This is a genomic window from Paenibacillus lactis (assembly GCF_017873605.1).
In the GTDB taxonomy this organism is placed as follows: Bacteria; Bacillota; Bacilli; order Paenibacillales; family Paenibacillaceae; genus Paenibacillus_AQ; species Paenibacillus_AQ lactis.
This window is the reverse complement of sequence record NZ_JAGGKI010000001.1, coordinates 172,622-192,845: the sequence shown is the minus strand read 5'-3', so window position 1 is coordinate 192,845 and position 20,224 is coordinate 172,622. Positions and strand designations below refer to the sequence as shown.

At 55.2% G+C, this 20,224-nt stretch carries 21 protein-coding genes and 1 riboswitch; all 21 genes read left to right on the top strand.

The window, feature by feature from the left end; translation table 11 throughout:
- Nucleotides 1-168 precede the first annotated feature (168 nt).
- The 21 genes from cls (at nt 169) to J2Z18_RS00650 (ending at nt 20,224) form a co-directional block, all read left to right on the top strand.
- On the top strand, nt 169-1,671 hold the full coding sequence (cls, locus tag J2Z18_RS00750) for a cardiolipin synthase (protein ID WP_099478226.1): 1,503 nt from the start codon (nt 169-171) through the stop codon (nt 1,669-1,671).
- A gap of 282 nt (nt 1,672-1,953) precedes the next feature.
- Nucleotides 1,954-3,054, top strand: coding sequence for a type 2 isopentenyl-diphosphate Delta-isomerase (gene fni / locus J2Z18_RS00745; RefSeq protein ID WP_376773047.1), 1,101 nt, complete (start codon nt 1,954-1,956; stop codon nt 3,052-3,054).
- A 256-nt stretch (nt 3,055-3,310) separates the two neighbouring features.
- A complete protein-coding gene (gene ychF / locus J2Z18_RS00740; RefSeq protein ID WP_007128796.1) occupies nt 3,311-4,411 on the top strand; it encodes a redox-regulated ATPase YchF in 1,101 nt (366 codons plus the stop codon).
- A gap of 233 nt (nt 4,412-4,644) precedes the next feature.
- Nucleotides 4,645-5,712 (top strand): peptide chain release factor 1, encoded by a 1,068-nt coding sequence (gene prfA, locus J2Z18_RS00735; RefSeq protein ID WP_007128795.1) that lies wholly within the window; start codon nt 4,645-4,647, stop codon nt 5,710-5,712.
- 4 nt (nt 5,713-5,716) lie between these two features.
- Nucleotides 5,717-6,607 (top strand): peptide chain release factor N(5)-glutamine methyltransferase, encoded by an 891-nt coding sequence (gene prmC / locus J2Z18_RS00730; RefSeq protein WP_210094004.1) that lies wholly within the window; start codon nt 5,717-5,719, stop codon nt 6,605-6,607.
- Nucleotides 6,608-6,889: 282 nt separating this feature from the next.
- Nucleotides 6,890-8,080: an FtsW/RodA/SpoVE family cell cycle protein gene (locus tag J2Z18_RS00725; RefSeq protein ID WP_210094003.1), complete on the top strand. Its 1,191-nt coding sequence runs from the start codon at nt 6,890-6,892 to the stop codon at nt 8,078-8,080.
- Between the two features lie 345 nt (nt 8,081-8,425).
- A complete protein-coding gene (spoIIR, locus tag J2Z18_RS00720; RefSeq protein ID WP_144877966.1) occupies nt 8,426-9,121 on the top strand; it encodes a stage II sporulation protein R in 696 nt (231 codons plus the stop codon).
- A gap of 391 nt (nt 9,122-9,512) precedes the next feature.
- Complete coding sequence (locus J2Z18_RS00715; RefSeq protein ID WP_245255814.1) at nt 9,513-10,574, top strand: L-threonylcarbamoyladenylate synthase; 1,062 nt, start codon at nt 9,513-9,515, stop codon at nt 10,572-10,574.
- A gap of 89 nt (nt 10,575-10,663) precedes the next feature.
- Nucleotides 10,664-11,227, top strand: a complete 564-nt coding sequence (locus J2Z18_RS00710; RefSeq protein ID WP_210094001.1) for a manganese efflux pump MntP — start codon at nt 10,664-10,666, stop codon at nt 11,225-11,227.
- Between the two features lie 179 nt (nt 11,228-11,406).
- The gene (locus J2Z18_RS00705; protein ID WP_028405647.1) at nt 11,407-11,994 is read left to right on the top strand and encodes a low molecular weight protein arginine phosphatase; all 588 of its coding nucleotides are present in this window, start codon (nt 11,407-11,409) and stop codon (nt 11,992-11,994) included.
- Nucleotides 11,995-12,128: 134 nt separating this feature from the next.
- A riboswitch (ZMP/ZTP riboswitch) is annotated at nt 12,129-12,210 on the top strand.
- 112 nt (nt 12,211-12,322) lie between these two features.
- Complete coding sequence (gene rpiB / locus J2Z18_RS00700) at nt 12,323-12,781, top strand: ribose 5-phosphate isomerase B (protein ID WP_007128788.1); 459 nt, start codon at nt 12,323-12,325, stop codon at nt 12,779-12,781.
- A gap of 115 nt (nt 12,782-12,896) precedes the next feature.
- Nucleotides 12,897-13,481 (top strand): TIGR01440 family protein, encoded by a 585-nt coding sequence (locus J2Z18_RS00695; protein WP_144868396.1) that lies wholly within the window; start codon nt 12,897-12,899, stop codon nt 13,479-13,481.
- A gap of 283 nt (nt 13,482-13,764) precedes the next feature.
- Entirely contained in the window at nt 13,765-15,015 is a 1,251-nt protein-coding gene (gene glyA, locus J2Z18_RS00690) for a serine hydroxymethyltransferase (RefSeq protein WP_144868394.1), read from the top strand.
- Between the two features lie 312 nt (nt 15,016-15,327).
- Nucleotides 15,328-15,957: a uracil phosphoribosyltransferase gene (gene upp, locus J2Z18_RS00685; RefSeq protein WP_007128785.1), complete on the top strand. Its 630-nt coding sequence runs from the start codon at nt 15,328-15,330 to the stop codon at nt 15,955-15,957.
- A 92-nt stretch (nt 15,958-16,049) separates the two neighbouring features.
- On the top strand, nt 16,050-17,207 hold the full coding sequence (gene wecB / locus J2Z18_RS00680; RefSeq protein WP_007128784.1) for a non-hydrolyzing UDP-N-acetylglucosamine 2-epimerase: 1,158 nt from the start codon (nt 16,050-16,052) through the stop codon (nt 17,205-17,207).
- A gap of 175 nt (nt 17,208-17,382) precedes the next feature.
- Nucleotides 17,383-17,616: an AtpZ/AtpI family protein gene (locus J2Z18_RS00675; RefSeq protein WP_007128783.1), complete on the top strand. Its 234-nt coding sequence runs from the start codon at nt 17,383-17,385 to the stop codon at nt 17,614-17,616.
- On the top strand, nt 17,609-17,986 hold the full coding sequence (locus J2Z18_RS00670; protein WP_007128782.1) for an ATP synthase subunit I: 378 nt from the start codon (nt 17,609-17,611) through the stop codon (nt 17,984-17,986). Before J2Z18_RS00675 ends, J2Z18_RS00670 begins: the two co-directional genes overlap by 8 nt.
- A gap of 35 nt (nt 17,987-18,021) precedes the next feature.
- On the top strand, nt 18,022-18,783 hold the full coding sequence (gene atpB, locus J2Z18_RS00665) for a F0F1 ATP synthase subunit A (RefSeq protein ID WP_007128781.1): 762 nt from the start codon (nt 18,022-18,024) through the stop codon (nt 18,781-18,783).
- A 102-nt stretch (nt 18,784-18,885) separates the two neighbouring features.
- Complete coding sequence (gene atpE, locus J2Z18_RS00660; RefSeq protein WP_007128780.1) at nt 18,886-19,098, top strand: F0F1 ATP synthase subunit C; 213 nt, start codon at nt 18,886-18,888, stop codon at nt 19,096-19,098.
- A 95-nt stretch (nt 19,099-19,193) separates the two neighbouring features.
- On the top strand, nt 19,194-19,682 hold the full coding sequence (atpF, locus tag J2Z18_RS00655; protein WP_007128779.1) for a F0F1 ATP synthase subunit B: 489 nt from the start codon (nt 19,194-19,196) through the stop codon (nt 19,680-19,682).
- Complete coding sequence (locus tag J2Z18_RS00650; protein WP_007128778.1) at nt 19,679-20,224, top strand: F0F1 ATP synthase subunit delta; 546 nt, start codon at nt 19,679-19,681, stop codon at nt 20,222-20,224. Before atpF ends, J2Z18_RS00650 begins: the two co-directional genes overlap by 4 nt.

The window sequence follows — 20,224 nt, the reverse complement described above, 5'->3', positions numbered from 1 at the left end:
TTTAGCAAACGGGGCTGCTTCTGTCAATAGTCTTTTTATTGGGCCTAACGAGGACCGGGGCTTTTTAGTTCATGCTTTAGTTCCCGAGACTTATCATGTAGAATATGGGTTGACCAGCATCGTACATACAAAAGAGAGATGAAGCGATGAAGCAAGGGGTAGAAGGATATGAGAAAGGGAATACAGGCCGTACTGATTACCGCGTTATTATTCGCGTTTTATTATTTTGGCATCGATTATTTCGGCAAGACGACAGGAACTATCATCGGGATATTTTCGACCCTGACCGTCGTCTCGATCGGGTTCATGATTTTCATGGAGAACCGGCATCCGACCAGTACAATGGCCTGGATTCTACTGCTTGCACTAGTACCGATCGTAGGGCTAGTTTTTTATTTTCTGTTCGGGCAGAACTATTTTAAACGCAGAAAATATGACAAGAAGGCGCAAAAGGACGGCTTGGCCTATACCAGCGAAGTGCTTCGGCGCAGCAACCAAGATATCTCCCGTTTTAAAAGGGAGCACCAGCAGCTCCTGCAGCTGTCCACCCGCCTCGGGCGTGCGCCGGTTTCGTTCTCTTCGGATACCAAGGTGCTCACGAACGGAGAGGAGACGTTCGCGGCACTGCTTCGCGAGCTGGAGCTGGCCAAGCATCATATTCATATGGAATATTACATTTATCGTCCTGACGACATCGGGACCCAAATTCGGGACATTCTGGTGCGAAAGGCCAGGGAAGGGGTTGCCGTCCGGTTCATGGTCGATGCGGTAGGCAGCCTGCAGCTGCCGCCCGCTTTCCTGGAGGAGATGAAAGCCGCGGGGATTAAGGTAGCCGTATTCGGCAGCCCGAAGGCGATATTCTTCACGAGCCGGGTCAATTACCGCAATCACCGGAAAATCGTTGTCATCGACGGTACCGTCGGCTTCATCGGCGGCCTGAATGTCGGGGACGAGTATTTGAGCCGCAGCAAGGTTTTCGGGTTTTGGCGGGACACGCATATGCTGGTCCGGGGCGAGGCCGTCAGGACGCTGCAAATTGTGTTCCTGCAGGACTGGGAATATATGACCGGAGAGCAGCCTACAGACCAGGTGTATTTCTCGCCGGATCTCGTCGATCACTCCTCCGGAGCCGTGCAGATTATTGCCAGCGGACCGGATAATGAGCGCCGGGCGCTCAAGCATATCTTCTTCTCCATGATCGCATCGGCACGTCGTTCCGTATGGCTTGCGACGCCTTATTTTATCCCGGATGAAGATATTTTGACGGCGCTGAGGGTCGCGGCTTTGTCCGGCCTTGACGTCCGGATCCTGTTTCCGTCGAAACCGGACAAGTGGCTGCCGTTTCTGGCCTCGCATTCCTATTTCCCGGCTTTGCTGGATGCGGGGGTGCGGGTATTCGAATACGAGAAGGGCTTTATGCATTCCAAGCTGCTCATTGTGGATGGAGAGGTTGCCACGATCGGAACGGCGAATATGGACATGCGCAGCTTTCACCTGAATTTTGAAGTGAACGCTCTTCTCGTGCATACGGACAGCGTCAATCAGCTGGTAGCCGATTTTGAGCAGGATCTGGAGCACGCGGTGCTGTATGACCGAAGCCGCACGAGGAAGAAGCGCATCATGACCCGGCTGCTCGAATCCGCGGCGCGGCTGATGTCGCCGCTGCTGTAGCGTTGCTCGGGGGTAAGGGAATATTTGGGCTGATGTGTAACAGCCGTTTAAGAGAAATATATGGATAACATGGGCGGAGCCCGTTATTACGTGAAGATTCGCGAATAAGCCGGACAGATGCGGCGCAGTATGGACAGGCATTTCGTCCGGTCCGGATTTATCGTTCTGGCTGAGCACCCATCGGTTCGACAAGCCTACAGCCGCCATAATATCGATCACAAAAATTTTTAAACAGGAGGTGCTATGGAAATGAATGCATGGAAAAAAATAAGGGCCGGAACGATGGAGCCTGCCGCAATTTGTAATCGGGCAGACGGCTTGGAGTCATCCGGCGGCCGGCTGCTTCCGGATGTCCCCACCGGCGAGCGGAAGATTGAGCATGTGCGGCTGTGCCTGGAGGAAGAGGTCGGCTCCGTCGGCATTACTTCAGGCTTTGAGCGCTACCGCTTCCGGCATAGCGCGCTGCCTGAGGTGAGTTTCGAGGACATCAGGCTCGACACCTCCTTTCTTGGCATTCCAACACGGACGCCGTTTCTCATCAGCTCCATGACGGGGGGGAGCCGGACAACCGGGGAGATTAATATGCGGCTTGCGGAAGCGGCGGAGCGCCGGGGCTGGGCGCTTGGCGTCGGCTCCATCCGGGCAGCGGTGGAGAAGGAAGAGCTTGCCCCGACCTTTCGCGTGAGAGAGCGGGCGCCAAGCGTGCCGATCATCGCGAACCTTGGGGCGGTTCAGCTCAATTACGGCTTCGGAACGGATGATTGCCGCCGGGCGGTCGACATTGCGGGCGCCGATATGCTGGTGCTGCATCTCAACGCCCTGCAGGAAGTGTTCCAGCCGGAAGGGAATACGCGATTTGGCGGCCTTGCCTCCAGGATTGAAGAGTTGTGCAGCAGCCTTGAGGTTCCTGTCGGGGTTAAAGAAGTCGGCTGGGGCATTGACGGGGAAACGGCCCGGACGCTGCAGGAGCTGGGCGTTGCTTTCATCGATGTGGCGGGAGCGGGAGGCACCTCCTGGAGCCAGGTCGAGAAATTCCGGGCGAATGATCCGGTACGTCGCGCCGCAGCGGAGGCCTTTGCCGACTGGGGCAATCCGACGGCGGAATGTATCGTCGAGGTGCGGGAAGCTGTTCCCGATTTTCCGATGATCGGCAGCGGCGGGCTCAACAGCGGCGTGGATGCCGCCAAAGCGATTGCACTGGGCGCTGATCTGGCGGGCTTTGGGCGGGGATTGCTCGGGCCTGCCGTCGATTCCGAGGAAGCGCTGGACCGGCGCCTCGCTCAGACGGAGCTGGAGCTTCGAACCGCGATGCTGGGGATCGGGGCTCCAGATATCGAGTCGTTAAGGTCAACGACTCGCCTGATCCGCAAGCAAGGGTTGTAACGACAAGCAAGGTGGTCTGTACTGAAAGCTCTAACGACCGCAAAGCAAGGTCGATAACGACAGGACTGATCGCCATGCAGGAAACGTTATGGAACACGCGGAAGTATATGCAGCAATACGTGTTGAACTCTATCGGGTATCTGCTATAATTAATAAGATTGTTTTGGCCCTGAGGTTTAAGGGAGCAACTCCCCACAGCCTCTGAAAGAAAATGCATATAAGTGATAGAGTAACCTGATAAGGAGTTGTCATATAAATGGCTTTAAAAGCAGGGATCGTCGGTTTGCCGAACGTCGGCAAATCCACATTGTTTAATGCGATAACGCAGGCGGGCGCCGAATCGGCGAACTACCCGTTCTGTACGATTGACCCGAACGTCGGCGTCGTTGAGGTGCCGGATGAACGCCTTGATAAGCTGACTGAGCTGGTGCAGCCGAATAAAACCGTTCCGACCGCTTTCGAATTCGTCGATATCGCGGGACTGGTTCGCGGTGCGAGCAAAGGGGAGGGACTCGGAAACAAGTTCCTGGCCCATATTCGCGAGGTCGATGCGATCGTGCACGTCGTACGATGCTTTGAGGATGAGAATATCACCCACGTAGACGGCAAGGTCAACCCGGTGAGCGACATCCAGACCATCAACCTGGAGCTGATCCTGGCGGATCTGGACAGCGTCGAGAAGCGGATCGAGCGTACGAAGAAGAACATGAAGGGCGGCAACAAGCAGTACGCCCAGGAAGTAGAGCTGCTGGAGCGTCTGAAGGAAGCCCTCTACAATGATCAGCCGGCACGCAGCGTCGAGCTGTCCGATGAGGAGAAGCTGATCGTCCGCGATCTGCATCTGCTGACGCTCAAGCCGGTGCTGTATGCGGCCAACGTAAGCGAGGACGGCGTGACTGACGCGGACAGCAATCCGTATGTGCAGCAGGTCCGCGAGTTCGCGGCTGCCGAGAATGCTGCCGTCGTTCCGATCAGCGCCAAGGTGGAAGCCGAAATCGCCGAGCTTGAAGGCGAAGACAAGGCCATGTTCCTGGAGGAGCTGGGCTTGGAGGAATCCGGCCTGAACCGCCTCATTAAAGCGGCATACAGCCTGCTCGGTCTGTACACCTACTTTACCGCAGGCGTGCAGGAGGTGCGCGCATGGACGATCCGCAAAGGCACGAAGGCCCCTCAGGCGGCCGGCGTCATCCACAGCGATTTCGAGCGCGGCTTTATACGGGCCGAGGTCGTATCCTATGACGATCTTGTTGCCGCGGGATCGATGAACGGCGCGAAGGAGCGCGGACAGCTCCGGCTTGAAGGGAAGGACTATGTCGTCAATGACGGCGATGTCATGCACTTCCGCTTCAACGTGTAGCATATTATGATACGTAGACCATGGCTCCATGCCAGTTGATGCATGGGATCATGGTCTTTTTGCCAAGCGGATATCTCATATGGTGCAGGGAACGTTTCCCGTGTTTCCCGGGCGTATGCCCTTCTAGTCAAATACGCCGTTTCATGGTATAATAAACAGTCGTTTACGCTTCGCATATTCGAGGGAGCGATAGGCGCTAGAATCAGGAATATTACGTAAGAGAGGTGAATTCCTTGTTAGACCGATTGCAATCCCTGGCGGACCGTTACGAGAAGCTGAGCGAGCTGCTGTGCGATCCGGATGTCGCGAATGACTCCAAGAAGCTAAGGGATTATTCCAAAGAACAATCCGATCTGCAGCCTGCTTATGAGGCTTATGTTGAATATAAAAATGTAATGGAAGAGCTTGAAGCTGCAAAAACAATGCAGGGTGAGAAGCTCGATGACGAAATGCGCGAAATGGTGAAAATGGAAATCGAGGAGCTCTCCGCCCGCCAACAGGAGCTGGAGGAGAAAATCCGGATTCTGCTGCTGCCGAAGGACCCGAACGACGACAAGAACGTTATCGTCGAGATTCGCGGCGCAGCCGGCGGAGACGAGGCGGCGCTCTTCGCGTCCGATCTGTACCGGATGTACACCCGTTATGCCGATTCCCAGGGCTGGAAGGTTGAGCTGATGGACGTGAACATGAACGACCTCGGCGGTTTTAAAGAGGTCATCTTCATGATCAACGGCCGCGGTGCTTACAGCAAAATGAAATTCGAGAGCGGCGCGCACCGGGTGCAGCGTATTCCGGCAACGGAATCCGGCGGTCGTATCCATACCTCCACTTCAACAGTGGCGGTCATGCCGGAAGCCGAGGAAGTCGATATCGAGATTTTGGATAAGGATATCCGCGTGGATACGTTCTGCTCCAGCGGTGCGGGCGGTCAGTCCGTTAACACCACGAAGTCGGCGGTTCGCGTAACGCATATCCCGACCGGCATTGTGGCTACGTGCCAGGACGGCAAGTCCCAGAACTCCAACAAGGAGAAGGCGCTGCAGGTGCTTCGCGCGCGCATCTACGACATGATGCGCCAGGAAGAGGAAGCGAAGTACGCCGGCGAGCGCAAGAGCAAGGTCGGCACCGGAGATCGAAGCGAGCGGATCCGCACGTACAATTTCCCGCAAAGCCGGGTGACCGACCATCGGATCGGGCTTACCGTGCATAAGCTGGATCAGGTGATGAACGGCGAAATCGAGGAGATCATTTCCGCCCTGACCATCGCAGAGCAAGCGGAAATGATGGATAAAGGAGTATAACGCTTTGGAGCGAAACAAATTTGCATTGACGCCGGAGCGCAGTATACGGGAAGCCTTTCTGGAGGCTTCTTCTTTTTTAGACGGGGTCGGGGTCCTGGAGCCGCAGCGAAATGCGCAGCTGCTGCTGGAGCATGTGCTGGGGCTGACCGGCACGGCGTATTACTTGGCCCTCGGCGACGGTTTTCCCGAGGACCGGCGCAGCGATTTCGAGGACGTCATCAACCGGAAGGCCGACGGCGTCCCGGCGCAATACATCATCGGGGAGCAGGAGTTCTACGGGCGATCGTTCGGGGTGACGCCGGCCGTTCTGATTCCGCGTCCTGAAACGGAGCTGCTCGTCGAGGCCGTGCTGAAGTACGGAAACCAGCTGGCACCGCAGCCTGGCGAAAGACTGACCGCCGTCGACATCGGCACCGGCAGCGGTGCCATCGCCGTAACGCTGGCGCTGGAGGCGAAAGGGCTGCGCATGCTGGCGAGCGACATTTCGCCGCAGGCGCTGGATGTTGCGCGGCGTAATGCGTCCCGGCTCGGAGCCGACGTGGAGTTCAGGCAGGGCAATCTGCTCGAGCCGTTCGCCGGCTTGGCGCCGGATATGATTGTCTCCAATCCGCCGTATATTCCGGCCAGCGACATTGAAGAGCTTCAGCCCGAGGTGCGGGATCATGAGCCGCGAACTGCGCTGGACGGCGGGCCCGACGGCCTCTATCCGTACCGTGTGATGATGGATCAGCTCCCGCTGCTTGCGACGCCGCCGAGACTGATCGCCTTCGAGCTGGGCATGGGCCAGGCGCAGGATGTAGCGGATATGCTGCGGGCTGCCGGTCATTGGGACGAGATCGTTACGATCCCGGATTTGGCGGGAATCGACAGGCATGTTTTGGGAATTGCCCGTTAAATTGTGTTCGGAGGGAAATTCTTTTACAATATATGATGATCATGGGTTTACTTGCGGAAATCCGCCGCTTCCCGTGCAGGCTTCTCATGCTCATGATCCGTTCGTGCTCATAAGGTTCGTATTCTGTCTTATCGTCCGCCCGCATCCTTGAAAGGCTGTTGGGGCGACGGCTAATGCGCCAGGTATGGGCCGGGAGAGCCCAAACTTTTTATCCGGGCAGATCGTTATATGGCCGGTAAGGCACATCGGAGCGATAAGCTCCGGCACAGGGGGATCAAAGGCATGCTTCAGAAATTAAAAAAAATAGACTTTGTTGTCGTAACCGTCCTTGTCATGCTGATGATCATCAGCGTTACTTCCTTATACAGCGTAACCATCGGATCGGCTGATTGGAACGGGTACCATATTAAGATGCTCATCTTTTACGTTGCGGGCTTTATCGCTTTCTTCGGCATGAGCCTATTGGATTACCGCGTTCTCATTAAACACGCGACCTACATTTATATCGGCGGCCTGCTGCTGCTTGTGTACGTTATGTTTTTCGGGTCAACGCTTAACGGCTCGAAGGGCTGGATTAATCTCGGGTTTACGAGCCTGCAGCCGGCGGAAATGTTTAAGTTGGTCTTGATTATCTTCCTGACTTTTATACTGGTGAAGAAAAATAAATCGCAGCTTTCCTTTATCCGGGATGTCATTCCGGTCGGCTTCCTGGCGTTTATTCCCTTCGTGCTCGTCATGGGCATCAACGACTTGGGGAATGCGCTCAGCTACGTCATCATTTTGATGGGGCTGCTGTGGATTGGTAATGTCAAATTATCGCATGCGCTGATCGGTCTGGTGCTCGTTGCGGGCACCGCTTTCGGCGGAATCCAGGCTTACATTCATTACCATGACGAGATTACAGCCTTCATGAAGGAAGGGAGCCGCTCGCACTGGCTGGACCGGATCGATCCGTGGCTGATGCCCGAGACGACGGACAACGCCGGTGCCGGCTATCACACCCACAATGCCAAGCTGGCGATCGCTTCCGGCGGCATGACCGGGGAAGGCTTTATGCAGGGGACCTCGGTGCAATCGGGACGGGTACCGTATACCTATTCCGACTCCATCTTCGTGCAGATTGCGGAGGAATACGGGTTTATCGGTTCTTCCGTGCTGCTCCTGCTCTATTTCATTCTGATCCATCGGATGATTCTGATATCGCTCGAATCGCGTGAACGTGCCGGTCCGTTTCTCATCATAGGGATCGTGTCCATGTTCTTATACCAAATCTTTGAGAATATCGGGATGTTTATCGGCCTCATGCCGCTGACAGGGATTACATTGCCGTTTATCAGTTACGGGGGAACATCGCTCGTAATCAGCATGGCGAGCCTCGGGGTAGCCATGAGCGTGAAGCTGCACGGCCGGGAAATCGAGGAGGATATGCCGGATCCGCATGCCCACCGGTCGACGGTGGCGAAACAGGCGTAAGCCGTAGCCATCGTGCACTGGTGGGGGGCTATCCTATTCGAAATGGCCTGTCTTGAACCAGGATATCCGAAATTTACAAATACATTTATGAAGAGATGTTGTCCATAGGGGGCAGCATCTTTTATTTTTTGTAAGGACAAGAAATGAGCCTGTGATTAGCCCTAGGCAGGGAAGTAACCTATTGGAGGGCTGACAGGGTAACGGGGGATATGGTTTGAAAGACCTTGCGACAGGTGTCTCTATCATCTTTTTAAACAAATTGCTAGATTCACGTTTAGATCTTCGGAGGCCGGACATACTGATAGCATCATAGATTATCGGTTGATAGAGAGGCGGTTGTCCAAGATGAACCATTATAGCGAAACCCTCCGTATTATCGTAAAAAAAATGATTTTGCTCTTATCCTGTATGTTTATGGTCATTACCGTGTGGGAAGGTCAGCGAATTGATGCTTCTGTTGTGGGGGGGCCGATTCCTCAGGAATCGATCCGGCTGCGCATCTTGGCCAATTCCGACAGTCCCTCCGATCAGCTTGTGAAGCGGGAAATCCGCGATGCGGTCGTGGAGCAAATGCAGCTATGGGTTCAGCAGCTGGATAACCCGCAGAGCCTCGAGGAAGCTAAGGCGCTGACGAGCCGGCATCTGCCGGAAATTCGCCAGCTGGTCGGCGAAGAGCTGAGAAAACGGGGAATCACCTACAGCTACAATGTGGAACTCGGCGTCGTACCGTTCCCGACAAAGCTGTACGGCGGCACGGTCTATCCGGCAGGCGATTATGATGCGGTGCGCATCACGCTTGGCGAGGGACAGGGACAGAACTGGTGGTGCGTGTTGTTCCCGCCGCTGTGCTTCATCGACGGGGGCAGCGGAGACGCGGCGGCGCAGCCGGCGGATGCCGGCGTCCAGACCGTCTCGGCGCAAGCCGATAAGAGCCAGGCGGATGAGCCAGTCAATGCGGGCGATACCGAGCCTGAAGTCCGGTTTTTCTTATGGGATATGTTTATCGGGATCTGGAATTGGGTGGCAGGATTGTTTGGATAATCTAGCGGATGCATAGGATGATATTCGGAAAGATTGATTAGGAAGACATGCAGGCTGTTTGATTTTCAATTCGAGTCGAGTGTGATACACTTTCATTTAGAAGAGTGCTTTCTCTTTAGCGCGACCGGCTGCCCGGGTGGGGACCCGGGACGGGACTGAAGAATCGAAGCGCTTTTTTAAATGTCAAAAAGTATCAACTCTAAAGCCATTGGGATTAGCTTGAGCAAGGCGCGTGCTTGATGGTTAATATACTTCATAAACAGAAAGCTTGGGATAGGAAATGGAACATACTGCAAGCGGCCGCGAGGACAGCCGCCAATTGGAACATAACGAACAGCCTGTTGACCCGCAGTCACAACCGACGAAGGTGTGGCGTATCGGTATTGAATCGATGGAATCCGGCAGCCGAACTCCGGAAGAGGAGCAGGCTCTGCTTGAAGCGGGCCGGGTGCTTGCAGGCGGCGGGCTTGTCGCCTTCCCGACGGAGACGGTCTACGGGTTGGGCGCCGATGCGGGAAGCACGGAAGCGGTTGAACGTATATTTGCGGCGAAGGGAAGGCCTTCGGACAACCCGCTGATCGTGCATATATCGGATTTGTCCCAGCTGGATGACCTGGCGCTTCGGGTAAACGATACCGAGCGTGCGCTGATGAAGGCGTTCTGGCCGGGCCCGCTGTCGCTGGTGCTGCCCGTGAAGCCGGGTGCCGTGTCGTCCCGTGTGACGGCGGGGCTGGACACGGTCGCGGTGCGAATGCCTGACCACCCGGCTGCGCTCGCGCTTATTCGCGCGGCCGGATGCCCGCTGGCCGCGCCGAGCGCGAACCGCTCCGGCCGGCCGAGCCCTACGCTTGCGGGCCATGTGCTGGAGGATTTGGCCGGCGCGATTGACGGCGTGCTTGACGGCGGCCCTGCCGGGGTCGGCGTCGAGTCGACGGTCGTGCAAGCCGGCGAGGACGGTGCCGTGACGGTGCTCCGTCCCGGCGGCGTCACGGCCGAGCAGCTTGCCGCGGTGGCGGCAAGCGTGCGCCTCGACCCGGCGCTAACAAGCGCCGCCGGGGAGGCGGAGAGCCCGGCGCCCCGCTCGCCGGGCATGAAATACACGCACTACGCGCCGAAGGGCGCGATGTGCGTGGTGCAGGGCCGCGACGCCGAAGCGGTAGCGGCCCGCATCGCGGCCGAGCTTGCGGCCGCCGCCCGCCGCGGCGAGGTGACCGGAGTGCTGTCGTTCGACGAGCACATCGGTCGCTACCGCGCGGACGTGGCAGTCCCGCTCGGCCGCCAGGCCGCGCCGGAGGAAGCGGCCCGCCGGCTGTACGCCGGCCTGCGCCGGTTCGATGAGGCCGGCGCCACCTTCATTCTTGCGGAAGCCTGCCCTGAAGAGGGCCTCGGCGCCGCGGTGATGAACCGGCTGCTGAAGGCGGCAGGGCATCGCGTTATCGACGTGGATCTTTAACCGCAGCCTTTTTTTCCAAAGCCGATCAGGAATCATTTATCCCTTGTCCGCATATGGTGTACAAGACCATGAGACTTGGGGGAATGGGCATGTTGGAGGCGTCTGTCCAATCGGGACAGCTTGCGGCGATTCTGCTCATGGCGGTTGCACTCGGGCTAGACGCGTTTTCGCTTGGCATCGGCGTCGGTTTGCGAGGTAGGCTGCGCCACCGTCATATGCTGGGCATGAGCTTTCTGATCGGCCTGTTTCATATGCTGATGCCTCTGCTGGGGCTGGCTGCCGGCCGTTATGTCGGATTGCTGCTGGGACAGGTTACCGGGCTTGCCGCCGGCGGATTGCTGGTTCTGCTCGGGGGCCATATGATCCATAACGCTTTTCGCGGAGGCGAGGGCAAGCTCGTTCATCCATCCGCACTGCTGGGTATGCTGTTGTTCTCGCTTAGCGTCAGCATCGATTCGTTCTCGGTCGGATTATCGCTGGGCATGTTCGTGCATGATGTAACGCTGATCGTTGTAACCTTCGGGGTTGTCGGCGGCTTGATGTCGATTCTCGGTTTGATGCTGGGCCGTCAGGTCAGCAGCAAGCTGGGCGAGTACGGCGAGATGCTGGGAGGACTTATTTTGGTTGTGTTCGGCGTGATGTTTATTGTCTGATACGGGCGGTAAGGCACACCGGATATGAAATGAGGATGAATGCGGGAATTCGTTGACCGGCAGAGTAGTAACTTTTGTGGAATCATTTGTCCGAGTAATATAGAAGTTGCGAAATTTGTGATGAGATTTGATACAATATCCCTAGTGACCTAATACTGACGGGAGGGAGCCTTAAGACTGTGAAAAAGATACTATTTGTCTGCACCGGAAATACCTGCCGCAGTCCGATGGCCGAAGGGATGCTGCGCAAGCTGGCGAAGCAGCGGGGCATTCCGCTGGAGGTGCGATCCGCCGGCGTATCGGCGATAGATGGCATGCCGGTGTCCCATCATGCGGAATCCGTACTGCGGGATCAGGATATCCGGGACGAGCTCGTATCCAAGCCGCTCACCTCAGAGCTGGTGGAATGGGCTGATCTCGTTCTGACTCTGACCCAATCGCATAAGCAATATGCCATTCGGCAGTTTCCTCACGCGGCCGATAAAATGCATACCTTAAAGGAATATGTTGAGAATGACAGCAAGGTGCTTGCAGATTTGCAGGAGCAAGACAGTCTGTACGCATCGATTGAGCTGGCCCGAGCGCTTGGTCAAAATGTCAGCGATAAGGATCGCGAACGGTTGATTGAGCTTCGCCAGCGCATTCCGAGCTTTGATATCTCGGACCCGTTCGGCGGCACGAAGGAAGAGTATGAAGCGACCGCGGCCGAGATTCGGACGGCGCTCTTTCGTTTGTTGGACAAGCTGAATGCGGGCGGGCCGGCGTAATCGCTTGCTGCGGGCGGACGAATTATGACTCTGGCATCCGAGCGCGTGAGTGGAAAAGGCACAGCTGCAGGCGTGGCTAAAAAAGCCGCTTGCCTTTCCCGGACGATTGATTTAAGATGTAGGGGAAACAACAATAGATCCGGTGTAACTGGCGACGAAGTGGATGAAACCACGGTGGAGCACCGGAGTATACGGCCGGTCGCCTGGGCAAAGAGCATTGGAGCACTACGTGTGCGCCGACTGCTCTTTTTTCGTCTTTTGCGGGATATTTGGGTTATAATGAAACAAGCTAATCACGCGAAAGCGAACATATGAGGGGGTTTCATCGATGAAAATTGCACTAGGCACGGATCATGCGGGCATTCGCCTGAAAGAGGAGATCATGGAGGTTATTCGCAGCCTTGGACATGAGGTGGAGGATCTCGGCTGCGGCTGCTCCGATTCCGTCGACTATCCGGACTATGCGCTGCCGGTATGCGAGAAGGTCGTGTCCGGCGAAGCCGATCGCGGCATTCTGATCTGCGGAACCGGCATCGGCATGAGCATCGCGGCGAACAAGGTGCCGGGAATCCGGTGCGCCCTGACGCATGATGTGTTCTCGGCCAAAGCGACTCGCGAGCATAACGACAGCAATGTGATCGCGCTCGGCGAACGCGTAGTCGGCCCTGGTCTTGCTGCGGAAATCGTCAGCGCCTGGCTGACAACCGAGTTCAGTCACGGCGAGCGTCATGTCGGCCGCGTCAACAAGATCAAGGCGATCGAGGAACGCTACCTAAAGAACGGATAGGACGTTTCTTTCCGTAAGGCCATTTGGGCTGTATTCCGGACGGTTCCTCGCAATACAAGCTGTGAGGGACTTAGGGCATGAAGCGACGTAGAGACTATTAAGGGAGGACTGTGGCATGAGCGATGCTTCCAACATTTCCTTAAACGGGCAGACCGCCCGCATCGTCCGCGAGCTCGCCGAGACGGCGAAGCTTGGACCGGGCAAGGTGCTGGTCATCGGCGCGAGCACGAGCGAGGTTGCGGGCAAGCGGATCGGGACAGGCGGCGCGCTGGAGACGGCGCAGCAGCTGCTTGAAGGCATTGCCGAGGTTCAGGCGGAGTACGGATTCTCGCTGGCCTTCCAATGCTGCGAGCATCTGAACCGAGCGCTGGTCGTTGAGCGCGAGCTGCTTGAGCGGCTTGGCTTGACGGAAGTGGCGGCTGTGCCGATTCCCGGAGCCGGCGGCTCCATGGCAGCCAGCGCCTACCGCAGCATGAAGCAGCCTTGCCTGGCGGAATCCATTCAGGCGCATGCGGGTATCGACATCGGCGAGACGCTGATCGGCATGCATCTGCGCAGCGTGGCGGTTCCCTTCAGGCCGAGTGAGCGGTATATCGGCGAGGCTCGGGTTACGGCCGCCTATACCCGGCCGAAGCTGATCGGCGGAGAGCGGGCCGTTTATCGCCAGGTGCCGGATGCGGATTCCGGATCATGCAATTGATTCGATTGGAACGGCTTGGACATCCTGTTTTGTTTGTTTGTAGGGTTAACTAAAGAAAGAGATGCAGGCAAGGGAGTGAAATGATTTCGAAAAAATGGTAGTGTTCGCCTTTGTGAACGGATTTCTACCTTGGATGAATTCAATAGATCAAAGAAATCCGGGAGCAACAGCGATTGTAGAAACATTTCACGTACTTGCCCCACATCCCATTTGGTAGTTGGCCCTGTGTAATACGGAAACAGGATATTTATAGTAAGATTTTGGATCATAGGAGGATATAAAAATGATGGAACATTTGCGTAAGAACGATCCTGCTGTACTTGAAGCGATGGAGCTGGAGCTGAAGCGCCAGCGCAGCAATATCGAACTGATTGCATCGGAGAATATTGTCAGCGAAGCGGTCATGGAAGCGATGGGCACCGTCCTCACCAATAAATATGCGGAAGGCTACCCAGGCAAACGCTACTACGGCGGATGCGAGCGTGTCGACATTGTCGAGGATATCGCTCGTGACCGTGCGAAGGAACTGTTTGGAGCCGATCATGCCAACGTGCAGCCGCACTCCGGCGCGCAGGCGAATATGGCGGTATACCTTGCAGCGCTCAAGCCTGGCGATACCGTTCTTGGCATGAACCTTGCCCATGGCGGTCACCTGACGCACGGAAGCCCGGTCAATGCCTCCGGTCTGCTGTACAATTTCGTGGCTTACGGCGTTCAAGAGGACACGTTCCTCATTGATTATGATGAAGTCCGCAAAGCGGCGTTCAAGCATCGCCCTCGTCTGATCGTTGCCGGTGCCAGCGCCTATCCGCGCATCATTGATTTCGAGAAGCTGGCCGCGATCGCGAGTGATGTCGGCGCGCTGTTTATGGTCGATATGGCTCATATCGCAGGTCTTGTTGCGGCTGGTCTTCACCCGAATCCGGTTCCGCACGCGCATTTCGTGACCACAACGACGCATAAGACGCTCCGCGGGCCGCGCGGCGGCATGATTCTGTGCAAAAAAGCTTGGGCGCAAGCGATCGACAAGGCCGTATTCCCGGGATCGCAGGGCGGACCGCTGATGCATGTCATCGCATCGAAGGCTGTTGCTCTTGGCGAAGCGCTGGATCCGTCCTTCAAGATCTATGCTCAAAATGTCGTGAACAATGCGAAGGTACTGGCCGACACGCTGATTGAGGAAGGCCTGAACATCGTTTCCGGTGGAACGGATAACCATTTGATGCTGGTGGATACGCGCAATCTGGATATCACCGGCAAGGATGCGGAGAAGGTGCTGGATTCGATCGGCATCACCGTCAACAAAAATGCGATTCCGTTCGACCCGACCAGCCCGTTCGTTACCAGCGGCATTCGGATCGGTACGCCGGCGGTTACGTCGCGCGGCATGGATGAGCAGGCCATGGTGACCATCGCGAAGATCATCGCGATGACGCTGAAGGCTCCGAAGGATGAGGCGACGCTCGAGAAAGCAGGCCGTATGGTTGCCGAGCTGACGGATCAGTATCCGCTGTATCCGGACCTCAAGTACTAATCGGGATCGACGGGGTGGGTATTCCTCAGGGTTATGAACCTGCAGGAATACCCTTTTTTTGCATATGGAGGGTTTCGGCTGCGAGAGGCAGGTCGTTTGAATCCTGGAAGGAGCATCTTTGTTGGAAAAAATGGGAACCGTATATAGGGTGGGTGGCGAGGAGCTTTAACGTGCCCTTCGAGTCGAAAGAAACATGACCTATGCGGGTGTCAAATGGCCGGAGGGAATGATATAATAGACAGGATTTATGGAGCTTACCATATTATACGCCCATATTGAAAACATATTTGTATCCAACCGGAGGGACCTGACATGGGAAAATTGGTGATTTGTGATCACCCGTTGATTCAACACAAACTAACATTTATTCGCGATATGCGGACTAACACAAAAGACTTTCGCGAGCTTGTAGATGAGGTCGCGACATTAATGGCTTATGAAATCACGCGGGAGGTTCCGCTTGAAACGATTTCCGTCCAAACCCCGGTCGCCGAAACCGAAGGCAAGGTTATCTCGGGCCGCATGCTCGGGCTGGTGCCGATTCTCCGTGCCGGTTTAGGCATGCTGGACGGGGTGGTCAAGCTTCTGCCGGCAGCAAAGGTCGGGCACGTCGGCTTGTTCCGTGATCCGGAAACGCTGCAGCCCGTGGAATACTACACGAAGCTGCCGACTGATGTGACCGAAAGAGAATTGATCGTAATCGACCCGATGCTCGCAACAGGAGGCTCCGCGATTGCTGCGATCGACGTCTTGAAGAAGCGGGGCTGCACCCAGATTAAAATGATGAATCTCGTAGCCGCGCCGGAAGGCGTTAAGGCGGTCCAGGAAGCGCACCCGGATGTGGACATCTATGTTGCTGCATTGGACGAGGGTCTCAACGACCATGGATACATCGTACCTGGTTTAGGCGATGCGGGAGACCGGCTCTACGGGACGAAATAATAGAATCCGCTGACTGTCCGCTAACCGGCTTGCCTGACCAGGGAGGCCGGCGGGATCGGAAGCAAGGATGATAAGGAGAGGTAATATCAGCCATGTCTAAAGTGAAAGTGATGACCATATTCGGGGTGCGCCCTGAAGCGATCAAGATGGCGCCGCTCATTTTGGAGCTGCAGCGTCACCCAGAGCATATTGAATCCGTGGTGTGCGTTACGGCCCAGCACCGACAGATGCTGGATCAGGTGCTTGAGGTGTTCAAGATTGTTCCGGACTATGACCTGGACGTCATGAAGGAACGCCAGACATTAAATGAAATCACCGTTCGCGTTCTGGAAGGTCTTGAGCCGGTGCTGCGCGAGGCTAAGCCGGATATCGTGCTCGTGCACGGCGACACGCTGACGACGTTCCTGGCGAGCTATGCGGCCTTCCTGCAGCAGATCCAGGTCGGCCACGTCGAAGCCGGCCTTCGGACATGGAACAAGCTGTCTCCGTATCCGGAGGAGATGAATCGGCAGCTGACCGGCGTATTGGCGGATGTCCATTTCGCGCCGACCGAATGGTCCGCGGACAATCTCCGCAGAGAGAACAAGCCGGAGTCGCGCATTTATGTAACGGGCAATACGGCTACGGACGTATTCCAATATACGGTGCGTGACGACTATACGCATCCGGTGCTGGATTGGGCCGAGGGCAAGCGACTGATCCTGATGACGGCGCACCGCCGGGAATCCCACGGGGAGCCGCATCGTCAAATTTTCGAGGCTGTGAAGCGCATTGCCAATGAGTTCGAGGATATTGCGATCGTCTATCCGGTTCACCCGAGTCCTGCGGTGAAGGAGCCGGCTCACCGGATTCTGGGCGACCATCCGCGCATCAAGCTGATTGATCCGCTGGATGTGGTGGATATGAACAATTTCTACCCGCATACGCACCTCATCATTACCGATTCCGGCGGCATGCAGGAGGAGGCGCCTTCCTTCGGCGTACCGACGCTGGTGCTCCGGGATACGACCGAGCGTCCGGAGGGCATTGAGGCCGGAACGCTGGAGCTGGTAGGGACGGAAGAAGAGCAGGTATATAGTCGGATTAAGGCTCTTCTGACGGATGATGCGCTGTATGAGAAGATGAGCAAGGCGGCGAATCCATATGGCGATGGACAAGCTTCCCAGCGGATTGTCAATGCGATTTTGCACCATTTTGGCATCCTCAAAGAACGCCCCGAAGAATTTCACAGAATGTTCACAAAGGCATAGTTTGCCGCATTCTGATTCGCAAGGGGACAGCATACAGTTGAACTGTACGGTTACCGCGGCGTTTTGCGCAGTTTAGGGAGCCCAAAACGCCCGATTTTACACGGAAAATCAAAAAATCGATTCATTGACAAAGTCTTGTCATATTCAGTAAAATGAGTTGGGATTAGAGGTTTATATGAAAAATCCGAATAGTCAAGACAACCCTTGGTTGATAGCGCTGTATATCAGCGGGGCCGGTGGATTACTGGCCGTGTATATCGTAATCGGTTTTTTGACAGGCAAGTGGCTGGCCGAATGGCTGGACGGGCCCAGATACTGGTTGGCGATTGGAACCGTTTTAGGGCTCTTTATAGGGATTTTGAATATTGCTCTTCTCATTAAAAAGTTTCTGGGGGCACAAAGTGAATGATCTGACTTCCATTGTGAACGCTGTATTTAGAGTATCATTGCTCTTATTGTCTGCCTTGTTTCTGGGATGGGCTCTTTACCCGGAATATCGCCCCGTCATCGTGGGGATGATCATGGGCATGGCGGCGGGATTGTTTAATGTTCGCTTCCTTTCCATGAAAGTGCAGCAGCTGGCACAATTGGCTGTCAATCCTGAACCGAAGAGATACAACTTCGGCTTCATCACGAGACTATGCATCGGCTTTCTGATCGTCGTCTTCGCGGCGAAGCTCGAACAAGTGTCGCTCGGCGGCGCTATCGCCGGTCTGTTCATCCCCCAATTGTTGACCATTCCTGTCAGCATTGTATTCAGTTTGAGAAACAATCATTGATCAGCGCTAACTTGGAAAGGGGTGAAAATAATTCTATGCATGAATCACCGATTATTGATTTAGGTGGATTCCGTCTGGATCTATCCGCTGTCATGATGCTGCTGGTTACAGGGATCATTGTCTTTGTGCTTGTGCGTCTGGCTGTTCGGAATCTATCTGTCGAAAACCCTTCCAAACTGCAGAACTTCATGGAATGGGTAGTGGAATTTGTGCAGGGTGTCGTAGCAAGCGCTATGGATCTGAAGAAGGGGAAGGCGTACATATCCCTGGGCCTGACTCTGATTCTATTCATCTTCGTAGCGAACCTGCTCGGCTTGCCGTTCTCGGTTATCACCGACTTGCCGGCAGATTTCAAAGTCTTCGGTAAGACAATTGAGGCTACGGTTGGTCTCGAGCCGGGACACTACGCTCACGTCTTGTGGTGGAAATCACCAACAGCGGACATTTCCGTTACTGCGGGGCTGGCGCTTGTCGTATTTGTGCTCATGAACTACCTGGGCCTGAAGCTGAACCGCAAGCATTACCTGAAGCACTATATCGAACCATTCCCGATCTTCCTGCCGCTTAACATCATTGAGAACCTGGCGAAGCCAATCGCTCTGGCGATCCGGCTATATGCGAACATTTTCGCAGGGGAAGTTCTGATCACGGTCATTCTGAAAACCGGCTTCTTCGGTATTCCGTTCATGGCCGCATGGCAAGGCTTCAGTATCTTCATCGGAGCACTGCAAGCGTTTATCTTTACAATCTTAACCATGGTGTACATTTCGCAAACAACGATTCATGAAGAGCATTGATTCACTCGGACGAATCCGCCGTGACAGCGGTGTTTTTCGAAAGAGATATATTTATAGCACTACCACTCTATTATGAACCAATTTTAAGGAGGATATTTAACAATGGAATTTTTGGCAGCAGCTATTGCAGTAGGTCTTGGCGCTCTTGGCGCAGGTTTGGGTAACGGTATGATCGTAAGCAGAACAGTTGAGTCTATCGCTCGTCAGCCGGAAGCACGCGGTCAATTGCAAACGACGATGTTTATCGGTGTTGGTATCGTCGAGGTTATTCCTTTGGCGGCTACCGTAATCGCGTTCTTGATCATGTTTTCTTAATAACAATACAACGGTTTGGCGGGGAGGGCCGATGCCATCCGCGCCTTCGTTTTGTTAGGCACCGCACTTCGTGTTGATGGAAAGGAGTGACCTCAATGAACATTCTATGGGAAAATATCGTAATCACGATCATTTCGTTTATTGTTCTTTATTTTTTGCTTCAAAAATTTGCATTCAGCAAATTGTTCGGCATCATGGAGCAGCGTCGTGAGCTGGTTATGAGCCAGATGAACGAAGCGGCACAGACCCGCCAGCAGGCGGCTGCTTACGTAGAAGAGCAGAAGAAGGCACTGGAGCAAGCGCGTCAAGACGCTCACGATATTATCGAGCGTTCCAGACAAACGAGCAACAAGCAGGCTGAGCAAATTCTGGAGCAAGCCAAGGAAGAGGCGGTTCGTCTCAAATCCGAAGCGGTCCGGGATATCGAGAACGAGAAGAAGAAGGCAGTCGAAGAGCTCCGCAGCGAGCTGGGCAGCGTTTCCGTCAAGATTGCATCCAAGCTGATTGAACGGGAAGTTAAGAATGATAAAGCACAGGAAGAACTGGTTGACCAATACCTTAAAGAGGTAGGAGGCAGACCATGAGCCAAAATACAGTAGCAGCCAAGCGGTATGCGCGGGCGCTGTTCGACGTGGCGGCTCAGCAGCAGAAGGGTCTGGAAGTGGAAGCGGAATTGCGCGCCGTCGTATCGGCGATCGAAGGAGACGCGGACATTCAGAAGTTCATCTCCACGCCGAATATTCCGCTGTCCGTAAAAATGGACGTTTTGAAAAGGGCGTTAGCAGGAAAGGTTTCGCAGCCTGTGCTGAATACCATCGAGCTGCTTCTTGAAAGAGGGCGTACGGAAATGTTTGCCGAGCTTCTGAACAGTTACGTGAAGATTCAGGGTGCCAGCCTGGGAATGGCGGATGCCACAGTCTATTCTACCTACCCGCTTAGCGATCAGGAAAAAGAACAAGTAGCCACGGAATTCGGACAGCTGGCTCAGCAGAATATCCGGGTGACCAATGTGGTAGACGAAAGCCTGCTCGGCGGCTTGAAAGTCGTGATCGGCGACAAGCTGTATGACGGAAGCCTCGCCGGCAAGCTGGAGCGTCTCGAAAAGTCTTTTAATAGACGAGCATAG

Coding starts and splice junctions, on each gene's coding strand:
- cls (WP_099478226.1), top strand. CDS start 169: ATGAGAAAGGGAATACAGGCCGTACTGATTACCGCGTTATTATTCGCG.
- fni (WP_376773047.1), top strand. CDS start 1,954: ATGGAGCCTGCCGCAATTTGTAATCGGGCAGACGGCTTGGAGTCATCC.
- ychF (WP_007128796.1), top strand. CDS start 3,311: ATGGCTTTAAAAGCAGGGATCGTCGGTTTGCCGAACGTCGGCAAATCC.
- J2Z18_RS00725 (WP_210094003.1), top strand. CDS start 6,890: ATGCTTCAGAAATTAAAAAAAATAGACTTTGTTGTCGTAACCGTCCTT.
- spoIIR (WP_144877966.1), top strand. CDS start 8,426: ATGAACCATTATAGCGAAACCCTCCGTATTATCGTAAAAAAAATGATT.
- J2Z18_RS00715 (WP_245255814.1), top strand. CDS start 9,513: ATGGAATCCGGCAGCCGAACTCCGGAAGAGGAGCAGGCTCTGCTTGAA.
- J2Z18_RS00710 (WP_210094001.1), top strand. CDS start 10,664: ATGTTGGAGGCGTCTGTCCAATCGGGACAGCTTGCGGCGATTCTGCTC.
- rpiB (WP_007128788.1), top strand. CDS start 12,323: ATGAAAATTGCACTAGGCACGGATCATGCGGGCATTCGCCTGAAAGAG.
- J2Z18_RS00695 (WP_144868396.1), top strand. CDS start 12,897: ATGAGCGATGCTTCCAACATTTCCTTAAACGGGCAGACCGCCCGCATC.
- glyA (WP_144868394.1), top strand. CDS start 13,765: ATGATGGAACATTTGCGTAAGAACGATCCTGCTGTACTTGAAGCGATG.
- upp (WP_007128785.1), top strand. CDS start 15,328: ATGGGAAAATTGGTGATTTGTGATCACCCGTTGATTCAACACAAACTA.
- wecB (WP_007128784.1), top strand. CDS start 16,050: ATGTCTAAAGTGAAAGTGATGACCATATTCGGGGTGCGCCCTGAAGCG.
- J2Z18_RS00675 (WP_007128783.1), top strand. CDS start 17,383: ATGAAAAATCCGAATAGTCAAGACAACCCTTGGTTGATAGCGCTGTAT.
- atpB (WP_007128781.1), top strand. CDS start 18,022: ATGCATGAATCACCGATTATTGATTTAGGTGGATTCCGTCTGGATCTA.
- atpE (WP_007128780.1), top strand. CDS start 18,886: ATGGAATTTTTGGCAGCAGCTATTGCAGTAGGTCTTGGCGCTCTTGGC.
- atpF (WP_007128779.1), top strand. CDS start 19,194: ATGAACATTCTATGGGAAAATATCGTAATCACGATCATTTCGTTTATT.
- J2Z18_RS00650 (WP_007128778.1), top strand. CDS start 19,679: ATGAGCCAAAATACAGTAGCAGCCAAGCGGTATGCGCGGGCGCTGTTC.